This is a genomic window from Ruegeria sp. BHSB064, from assembly GCF_059613205.1.
Map to the genome: position 1 here is coordinate 1 of NZ_JBXWSB010000155.1, position 8560 is coordinate 8560.

8 protein-coding genes and 1 pseudogene are annotated in these 8560 nt (G+C 53.8%); 4 read left to right on the top strand and 5 right to left on the bottom strand.

The features are described from left to right. The 3 genes from AC2FNU_RS22230 to AC2FNU_RS22240 form a co-directional block, all read right to left on the bottom strand. Positions 1 to 1164: ABC transporter permease (locus AC2FNU_RS22230; RefSeq protein ID WP_496792746.1), on the bottom strand; the 1164-nt coding region annotated here is incomplete at its 3' end. Beyond that, on the bottom strand, positions 1161 to 2216 hold the full coding sequence (locus AC2FNU_RS22235; RefSeq protein WP_496792750.1) for a quaternary amine ABC transporter ATP-binding protein: 1056 nt from the start codon (positions 2214 to 2216) through the stop codon (positions 1161 to 1163). The genes AC2FNU_RS22235 and AC2FNU_RS22230, both read right to left, overlap by 4 nt. A gap of 64 nt (positions 2217 to 2280) precedes the next feature. Next, a complete protein-coding gene (locus AC2FNU_RS22240; protein WP_496792752.1) occupies positions 2281 to 3240 on the bottom strand; it encodes an ABC transporter substrate-binding protein in 960 nt (319 codons plus the stop codon). 379 nt (positions 3241 to 3619) lie between these two features. On the opposite strand from AC2FNU_RS22240, the gene AC2FNU_RS22245 reads away from it, so the two are divergent. Next, positions 3620 to 4597 (top strand): LysR family transcriptional regulator, encoded by a 978-nt coding sequence (locus AC2FNU_RS22245; RefSeq protein WP_496792755.1) that lies wholly within the window; start codon positions 3620 to 3622, stop codon positions 4595 to 4597. Positions 4598 to 4692: 95 nt separating this feature from the next. Here the strand turns inward: AC2FNU_RS22245 and AC2FNU_RS22250 are convergent, their stop codons facing one another. Next, positions 4693 to 4965 carry a hypothetical protein gene (locus AC2FNU_RS22250; RefSeq protein WP_496792758.1) on the bottom strand — a complete coding sequence of 91 codons (273 nt, stop codon included), beginning with the start codon at positions 4963 to 4965 and terminating at the stop codon, positions 4693 to 4695. Positions 4966 to 5783: 818 nt separating this feature from the next. Between AC2FNU_RS22250 and AC2FNU_RS22255 the strand changes: the two genes are divergently transcribed. Next, the gene (locus AC2FNU_RS22255) at positions 5784 to 6467 is read left to right on the top strand and encodes an IS6 family transposase (RefSeq protein WP_496792763.1); all 684 of its coding nucleotides are present in this window, start codon (positions 5784 to 5786) and stop codon (positions 6465 to 6467) included. Positions 6468 to 6581: 114 nt separating this feature from the next. On the opposite strand, the gene AC2FNU_RS22260 is transcribed toward AC2FNU_RS22255, so the two are convergent. Next, the gene (locus AC2FNU_RS22260; protein ID WP_496792772.1) at positions 6582 to 7262 is read right to left on the bottom strand and encodes an IS6 family transposase; all 681 of its coding nucleotides are present in this window, start codon (positions 7260 to 7262) and stop codon (positions 6582 to 6584) included. Between the two features lie 561 nt (positions 7263 to 7823). On the opposite strand from AC2FNU_RS22260, the gene AC2FNU_RS22265 reads away from it, so the two are divergent. Next, on the top strand, positions 7824 to 8393 hold the full coding sequence (locus AC2FNU_RS22265) for a 3-hydroxyacyl-CoA dehydrogenase family protein (RefSeq protein WP_496792768.1): 570 nt from the start codon (positions 7824 to 7826) through the stop codon (positions 8391 to 8393). A 65-nt stretch (positions 8394 to 8458) separates the two neighbouring features. After that, positions 8459 to 8560 (top strand): annotated as a pseudogene (locus tag AC2FNU_RS22270) (IS5/IS1182 family transposase); the annotation flags it as partial.

The following is an 8560-nucleotide window of genomic DNA, read 5'->3' on the forward strand; positions in this document are numbered from 1 at the left end:
CATCCCAAAGACCAGCGTTGCAATAATTCCGGGCGGTTTTCCTATCCCGAAAAAGGCAATGACCGGGATCAAGTAGACAAACGCGGGCATAGTCTGCATGAAATCCAGAACTGGTCGCACAAAGGCGTAGGCCGATGGTTTGCGTCCGCACCAAATGCCGATCGGAATGCCGATCAAAACACAGAGAAACGCCGCCGTGCCCAAAAGGGCGACAGTGGCCATGCTTTTTTCCCAAAAGCCAAGAAACGCAAGATAGGCCAAAGCGGCACCGGAGAACACTGCGATCCTAGGACCTGAGACCTGCCATGCGATGGCCAGAACTGCCATCATCACGATCGGCCACGGGGTCACGACAAGCGCGGTTTCCATCAGTCCCAGCGCGCCGTTAATGACCGCCGTGACACCGGCAAACAGCCATGCAAGATTGTCCGCGATTGCGGCGACACCACGGTCAATAGCCAGCGACACAGAGTTTCGAAAGTCTGTCGCGGCGGGAAAAACCTCGAGCCATGCAGGAGTGTTTGCCGTCGAAAACCTGTATATTGTCAGCGGGTAGCAAATCGCGACCAGCAGCGTTGTAAATACGATCCGCCCAGGCGGAAGACCGTGTGGCAGGTTGGGTGTCCCCCGCCAATGACGAAACCGGGCCGCCAGTGCGGCATTGGCAAGCAAGGTGATTGTGGCGCGAACGCACAGAAACAGAGCCAACCCGCCAAGAATGTACAAGGGAGTGTCTGCACGTGCCGCGTCGGCCTCTCCGCGCGCCTTTTCGGCGGCTTCGGCAATAGCCTCGGCAGAAGATTTCATGCTTTCACCAAGATTGTTGCCGCTGGCAATCGCGGCTTCCGCCGCCTCCATCCGTTCCGCCGCCTGCTGCGCCAGCCGGTCGGCGCGGGCGATGGCGTCACCCCCAAGGTCCCCGAACAGCCCTACACCAATCAACACGACCGCGAAAATCTCGATAACAAAGGCAGGCCAGAATGCCGCCCAAAGCGCCCGTGCGCCCAACCAGATCGGCCCCATAAGACCCGCGCCGAGGTTTGGGATGAACGCCAACCCTTTGGTTTCAGACACCCGCTCGAAGACATCGCAATAATACGCACTGTTGCGGGCAGTGAAATCGGCAACCAGCGCGTCATAGTCCGAGTTTTGTGACTGGCTCATCCCACTTCCCCCTTGATGCCGCGCAAAAGTTGCGATTGGTCGATGACACCGACCATGTTGCCCTGCTGATCCTTTATCACGGCTGGGCTTTTGGTCTCTACGACAAGGTTGATCAGTTCGGAAAGGGTCGTGTCCGTACCAGCCTTAGGAAAGTCGGCCACTGGCCCCAGATCAGGGTGGTGCGCAGCCCATTCTTCAGCGGGTTCCATGATCCGGTGTGCATGCACAACGTTAAGCCGCGAGATATTGGCCACAAAATCCGCCACGTACTCGTCCTGCGGGTTGGCGACGATCTCTTCCGCCGTACCCACCTGAACCACGGCACCGTCTTTCATGATAGCTATCCGTGTTCCGATCCGTATCGCCTCGTCCAGATCATGCGTGATGAACATTGTGGTCTTGCCCATTTCCCTGCTGAGATGGGTGAACTGGTCCTGTAGTTGTCTGCGTATCAACGGGTCAAGCGCCGAGAATGGTTCGTCCATCAACAGGATCGGAGGGTCGGCGGCAAGCGCACGCGCCAACCCGACACGCTGTTGCATGCCGCCTGACAGGCTGGACGGCAGGCGATCCCCCCAGCCAGTCAAATCCACTTTGGAAAGCGCCGCTTCGGCGCTTTCATAGCGTTCGTTCAATGACGCTCCCTGAATTTCCATTGGAAGGGCAACGTTTTCGCGTACAGAACGATGCGGCAGCAACCCAAAGTTCTGAAATACCATCCCGATGCGCGTGGCGCGGATGTCACGTAACTCTGACTCGGACTTGGCTAGAATGTCTTCACCGTCAATCCGCACCTCACCGGCTGTCGGCTCCAACAATCGATTTACATGACGTACCAGCGTGGATTTCCCTGAACCGGAAAGGCCCATCACGCAAAAAATCTCTCCCTTGCGTACGCTCAGGCTGGCGTCAGAAACGCCCAATACGCATCCGAATTTACTCAGGATGTCGGGTTTGGACATTCCTTCACGAGCCGCCACCATCGCCTCGTTCGCGCGGTTGCCGAAGATCTTCCAGATGCCATTCAGTTCGATCACGAAGTCGCCGGTCATCGTCATCCTTTTCTACTACTAACCAGCAGTGTTGAGGGCGGCTATACGCCGCCCTCAACATGCGTCACTGGGCCATCCAACCCGCGATCGTGGCCGAATTTTCCTTGGCCCAGGCAGAGGCGATGTCCGCAGGCTCGGCACCGTTCACGATCTCCAAAGACCAGGCATTCACGTCATCCGCCGACAACTGAATGTTTTCCAGAAGCGGCACCAAAGCTGGATGGCGCTCGGCCAGGTTCGCTGACCAGCTGACGTGCACCTTAGTATCGGCATAGGCCGAAGCGACATTTGATTTTGCCTGCCAATCCGGATCTTCAGCCGGCTGCACCATCACGAACGCCGCAGGATCATGCGGCGGTTCCTCAAGCATACGGATGTCATAGGTGGCGAAGTTCTGATGAGGCCCGTAGCAATAGCCAACCCACGGCTTGCCAGCCTTCGAGGCTTCGTCCAGCCCGGCAGTCGCGACCGCCTCATCCGTCGATTGGAGTTCGAAGAAATCGGCAAAGCCGTAGTCTCGGGCACGGATCGTTTCGGTGTTGGTTGACTGCCACCCCTGCGGACCGATCCAGATTTCGCCTTTCCCGTCGCCATTGGTGTCAAACAGGGCGGCGTTAGCCGGGTTCGCCAGATCGTAAACCGACTTGATGCCATGGTCGTCCATGGTCACACCGGTCACACAATAGCCCTGCACCGCGTCGAACGGATTTTCAGACAAGGCCACCGAGTTTTCCTGACCGATGTACTTATCGGCCAGCCCGGATTGGTTCGGCAGCCAGGCTTCTGTCCAGATATCTATCTCTCCGTTACCCCGTGCCATTGCTTCCCAGATCACCGGGACAGCCGTTGTGGTCACCATGTCGACTTCAAGCCCCAGCGCCTCCTCTATGATCGCTTTTACGGCATACGCAGTCGCCCTGCCGGACGCATAGTTTGGATCAGGAATGACCACGTCCGCCGCCACGGCGGCCATCGGAGCAAACCCCAATAAAGCGACCCCAAAAGGCATGACTTTGCGTTTCATGAATTGGTTCCTCCTGTTTTGGATGGAGGAAAGCCTTTAATAAAAGAACCGCTTTGTATCGCCATTTCTTCTAAGATTAGTGAAACTTATTTTTCTTATTAGTGCCCGTTCTGAACCAACGACAAGAGGCATTGGTCGCAGATCGCTCCGTACGTCTTAAAGATGTTTATGCATTGAAATGTCTTTCCCAGCGGGTTGTCTCTGAAAGCTGCCCCTAGCTGTACTCCGCTCGGCTTTATCTAGCATTATTGTAGGTATCGGCGATCTGTCGCGATGGCGCCTTGAATCCGATGACCGGCATTCAGAATGCAACGCTTGCGAAGACATCGCGCTGCAATTTTCATATCGTCTTAAGCAGTTTACGGGGATTCGCAGGCGAATGGCACGCAACCAAGCTGATATAAACCTTTTTAGAGCGGTTGAAGTTTTCATGGCAGTCGCAGAACTGCGCTATGTAACAGCAGCAGCGAGTGCACTCGGGATCACCCAATCAGCTGCTTCCCAACACCTTAAGAACCTTGAAACCGCATTTGAAGTGAAGTTGCTGGATCGTAGTAGCAGGCCATTAAAGTTGACCCATGCGGGCGAAGTTGTGCAGAAGCACGGGTTCCGTATTCTTAACGAAATTGAAGATTTGAAATCTGAACTTCGTCACTTGAACACTGCAGCCCTTCCCGTCTTGCGTGTGGGTCTATTGGCCTCCATCGCAACCACACTAACGCCTGATCTGTACGATTTTGTGCAGCATGAGCTAAAAGTACCGGAACTTATACTTTCCGCTGGCCTCGCGAGTGATCACTATAGCGCACTTAATGGGCGAGAGATCGACGTAGCCATCACGTCGGAGTTGTTTCTGAGGAATGACGATTACGATACTTACCCTGTTTTGGAAGAACCCTTTTTTCTGGTTCTTCCAAAAGACTATGATGGCCCGTCTGACGACATACTCGCTATTTCAGAGCGTCTGTCGCTGGTGCGTTTTGGAGCCCATACGCCAGTGGGGCGCCGCACCGACCAACACCTGCAACGGTGCCGACTCAACTTGCCACGTGCAGTAGAGGCCGACCGGTCTTCAATGGTTGTGGCAGGCGTGGTCACCGGTAAGTGCTTTGCGATCCTATCGCCCTCACTTTTAATTGACGGAGTAGCGGAAGGTATGCCGTTACGTATCCTGCCTTTGCCGTTCTCCGGATTCAAACGCGGCGTGCAGGTGGTATCACGCAAAGGAGACCTGGAGGACATTCCGGCTCGGTTGGCAATTCAATGTGCAAAAATTCTTGAAACGCACTTCACCTACCGTTTTCCGGAGATAGCAAATCAAGTCACATACAGCACTGCTGTAACTCAAAACCCTTAGATTTTTGCATCCGGATTCAATAGAGCGACCTTTTTCATTCAACAGACGGAGGTGTCTTCTGACAGTTTATCTGCGACCGCGCTGTGGGCTCGGTATCATAGTATAGGCGTCCCAGCCTTCATCCGGGAGAAATGCCACCTTTGGGACATCAAAACCAAAGAATACTTGTTCAAACTGTGGTCATTTTTTTCGACAACGTCCCAGTTGAATTGCACCCGGTTGATGATCTTAGTCATCGAAGCGAGGATCTTCGCATCCGGCAACTCGGCCAGCCGTGTCTTGGACAAAACTCTAGTCGCAATTGCGTCGAGTGCGGCGGCGCCTTCCTTTCGGGCAAGCACGCACTTATGGATATCGTGAAAGGTCATCTGCGACTGACCCGCTGTCACTGTGCCCTTAATTACTGGACGCAGAAACATTGCCGTACATTTGACCCGGTTTTGTGCCCTTAATTCTCGGATATCCACAGGCTAACGGCGACTTTTTTCGAGGGTGCGATCCGCACATCGGAGCAACTCCGCACGGTCCGCATTCACACCGAGTTGTTCGATTGCTATTTTCGCCGCTGCCAGAAAATCGGGTTTAGTTGTGTTGTCGGATTTTCGTGCCGGGAACCAGGCCTTCTGAATTTTGCGATCATCTTTCGCCGGGGCTGGCGAACTGCATGAAAAGTGAACGAGTTGATCCAATAAATTGCGTTGACCAGGGAATGCCATGCGTAGCCTATCTCGTGCTGAAGGATCACGACGCATCGCAATAGATACGGCCACCAATGGTCGCGTCATCAATAGGTGAACAGCAGCGAGCATAGCATACCGGTCATGGCGGGATTTGGAGCAGAGCCCCGCGTGACGAAGTTCTGGCGCAAGTACCCGTACAACCTGTAGCGCCAAGTCTAATTGCCGAACAACATGCTGACTTCCGCGCCAATACAGTTGCTCCAACCACGCTGCGCCCTTCGAAGCTCGGACTTCCAACCGTAAGGGAACTTGAAACTCTGCACCTGGCGTCGTGCCGAGAGGTAACAGGCCAGTACCGCAGGAATTGCAGATCATAGACCAAGCATAGCGCCAGAGCCGCAGGGAAACTCCAGGCACTTTCCGCGGGTTCTGTCGCAAACTTTGTTCCCACCTGTCAGGTCAAGCTTAGTTTTGGTAGCGCATGCTCCAAATTACAGGAGCAGACCGTGACAGTCTCATTCAAGGGTGCACACTTTCCGAAAGAAGTGATCTTGTATGCTGTTTTCTTCTATCTGCGATACGGCGTGTCTTACCGAGATCTGGAAGAAATCATGGCTGAACGTGGCATTGAACTGGATCACGCGACGCTGAACCGTTGGGTGAGTCGATATGCCGGTCTTGTAGCTGATGCTTCACGGTACAAAAAGCGCCCTGCCGACCGTTCATGGCGCATGGATGAGACCTATGTGAAGGTGAAGGGTGAGTGGGTTTATCTCTATCGCGCCATCGACAAACACGGAAAGACCCTTGATTTCATGCTATCCAAGCGCCGGAACAAAGCGGCTGCGACCAAGTTCTTCGCTCGCGCGCTTGAGACGAACGGTTTGCCACGGAAAATTGTCATCGACAAAAGCGGTGCAAACACAGCTGGCATCAAGGCAATAAACAAGATGCTGAAAGGCTTTGGTTGTCCGGTACCGATTGAGATGGTCAGGCGGAAGTACCTCAACAACATCATTGAACAAGACCATCGCTTCATCAAACGTCGGATCAGGCCCATGTTGGGCTTTAAGTCTTTCGATTCAGCTGCATCTGCCCTGGCTGGCATCGAACTGGTCAACATGATCCGCAAAGGTCAGTGCACGCCCGGACTCCGTCCGTTTCAGCAGTTTGTTCAACTGGCAGGATAATCAACCCACCTGCGCCATCTCCCCAGCCTTCAATGAAAATTGCGACAGAACCCTTCGGTCGGCTTTGTTGCAAAGTTTTGAGTTGATCGAACTGTCTTGGCGATTGCAACGAAACTAGGCAGCCAACTCAGCGAATTGTTTGAACGGACAGAGTCCGGACGTAAATTGGCCCTTATGGATCATGTGTGACACTTCGATGCCCGCAAGTGTTGCCGTGGCCGAGGCAAAAGACTTGAAGCCGAGCATCGGGCGAGTTCGTCTTTTGATGAATCGATGGTCCTGTTCTACGATGTTGTTCAGATATTTCCGCCTGACCATCTCTATTGGGATGGGGCAACCAAAGCCTGCGAGCATTTTGTTGATCGCCTTAATGCCTGCGGTGTTGGCGCCGCTTTTGTCGATAACGATCTTTCGTGGAAGACCGTTGACCTCAAGCATCCGAGCGAAGAACCTTGTGGCGGCCGGCTTGTTTCGCCGCTCGGACAGCATGAAATCCAGGGTTTTGCCGTATTTATCCACGGCGCGATAGAGATAGACCCATGTGCCTTTCACTTTTATATACGTTTCATCCATCCTCCACGAACGGTCGCACGGTCCCTTACGACGACGCGCTGCTTCAGCGATTGCGCCTGCATACCGTGTCACCCAACGGTTCAGCGTAGTGTGATCCACTGCAACGCCTCGCTCATGCATGATCTCTTCTAGATCGCGATATGACACACCGTAACGGACATAAAAGAATACTGCGAAGAGGATCACGGCTTTCGGATACTGTGCGCCTTTGAATGAGATCATGAACAGACTTTCGACTTCAAAACTTCGATAGCCATTCACTCGAAGCACTTATCAGCGTCAACAGTCAAAAGTTTGCAACAGATCCCCTTCGGACAAAGAAATCAATCGGGCAGCCGAGAGCGTTTCCCTACAAAATATCATCGTTGAAATAGGCGGCTTGGAATGCAAACTGGCAGAGCGAGGGGCCAACCTGACAATCGATCAAAAACTTGCCGTTTCGTGTCTCCGGCTTGTACTCCAGAAACCTAAAGTAATCCTTGTCCGCAGTTCTCCAAGTACGCAACTTGAGTCATTGTCGTTTTGGCAACTCGCAACGAAGATCACAGCATCGCTCGAAATCCCGCCAGTTGACTTGTTTCCGGCACGCATTGATTAACGGCAAGTTTAGTACCTGCGGCTTGGAGAAGACTTGCATTCGTTTGGCGTGCCTCTAGCAACGCACGCCAAGCGAAACCTACGGTTTAGTCTCCGTCTGCTACTCCTTCTGCCCGGGCACGAGCCCGGCGTTGGCGATAACTCGGCAGTACAACCAGCAACACCTCTTTTCTGGACATCTTTCCATTGCTCCCCGAGACGCTGCGCAATCGCAGTTTGATCGTGCATTGGTATACCCCACCTTATCTGATCGACCTGGTGGATGTAGTGCCTGCTTCGAACACGCCACCCGAAGTGGCCGCTCGGATGATTGGCTTCTTGCGTGGGATCGGCAAAAAACCCGTCCTGCTTAAGAAGTTCGTGCCTGGATACATCGCGAACAATGTTCAAATGGCCATCGAATCCGAAATCTTCCGCCTACTGGACAGCGGTGTTGCTGAACCGGCAGAAATCGACGAAGCGATCCGCTTTGGGCTGGCGCAGCGCCTATGCCTCATGGGGCAGTTCAAAAAGATCGACTACACCGGCCTTCAGGTTGTCCGCGACATCCATGCTTCCGGCGACTATATTCCGCCGGCACGCCCCACCGGGGCGCAGATGCTCGAAAATCGTGTATCATCGGGAAAAACCGGCGTGACCTCAGGGGCGGGGTTCTATGACTACGCCACTGCCGAGCCAAATGAGTGGTTTCAACGTCGGGACCGGGCACTTGCAGCACTTTCAAGCGCCCTCCGCAAGATAGATCCCCGACTTTGAGAGGCTTTGTTGCACAAATGGGTTCAAGGATTCATCTTTTGAATTCAGTAGGGTAGCATCTGTGCATGAGCAGTTGGTCCCCTACGAAGTACAAGACCAGGAACTGGCCTTCGTACGATACGGCGCTGAAACAGCACGGTTCGCTATCAATCTGGTTTGATCCCGAG

Bases quoted from the DNA above. Each gene is read 5' to 3' on its own strand.
- AC2FNU_RS22235 (WP_496792750.1), bottom strand. From the start codon at position 2,216: ATGACCGGCGACTTCGTGATCGAACTGAATGGCATCTGGAAGATCTTC.
- AC2FNU_RS22240 (WP_496792752.1), bottom strand. From the start codon at position 3,240: ATGAAACGCAAAGTCATGCCTTTTGGGGTCGCTTTATTGGGGTTTGCT.
- AC2FNU_RS22260 (WP_496792772.1), bottom strand. From the start codon at position 7,262: ATGATCTCATTCAAAGGCGCACAGTATCCGAAAGCCGTGATCCTCTTC.
- AC2FNU_RS22245 (WP_496792755.1), top strand. From the start codon at position 3,620: ATGGCACGCAACCAAGCTGATATAAACCTTTTTAGAGCGGTTGAAGTT.
- AC2FNU_RS22250 (WP_496792758.1), bottom strand. From the start codon at position 4,965: ATGACCTTTCACGATATCCATAAGTGCGTGCTTGCCCGAAAGGAAGGC.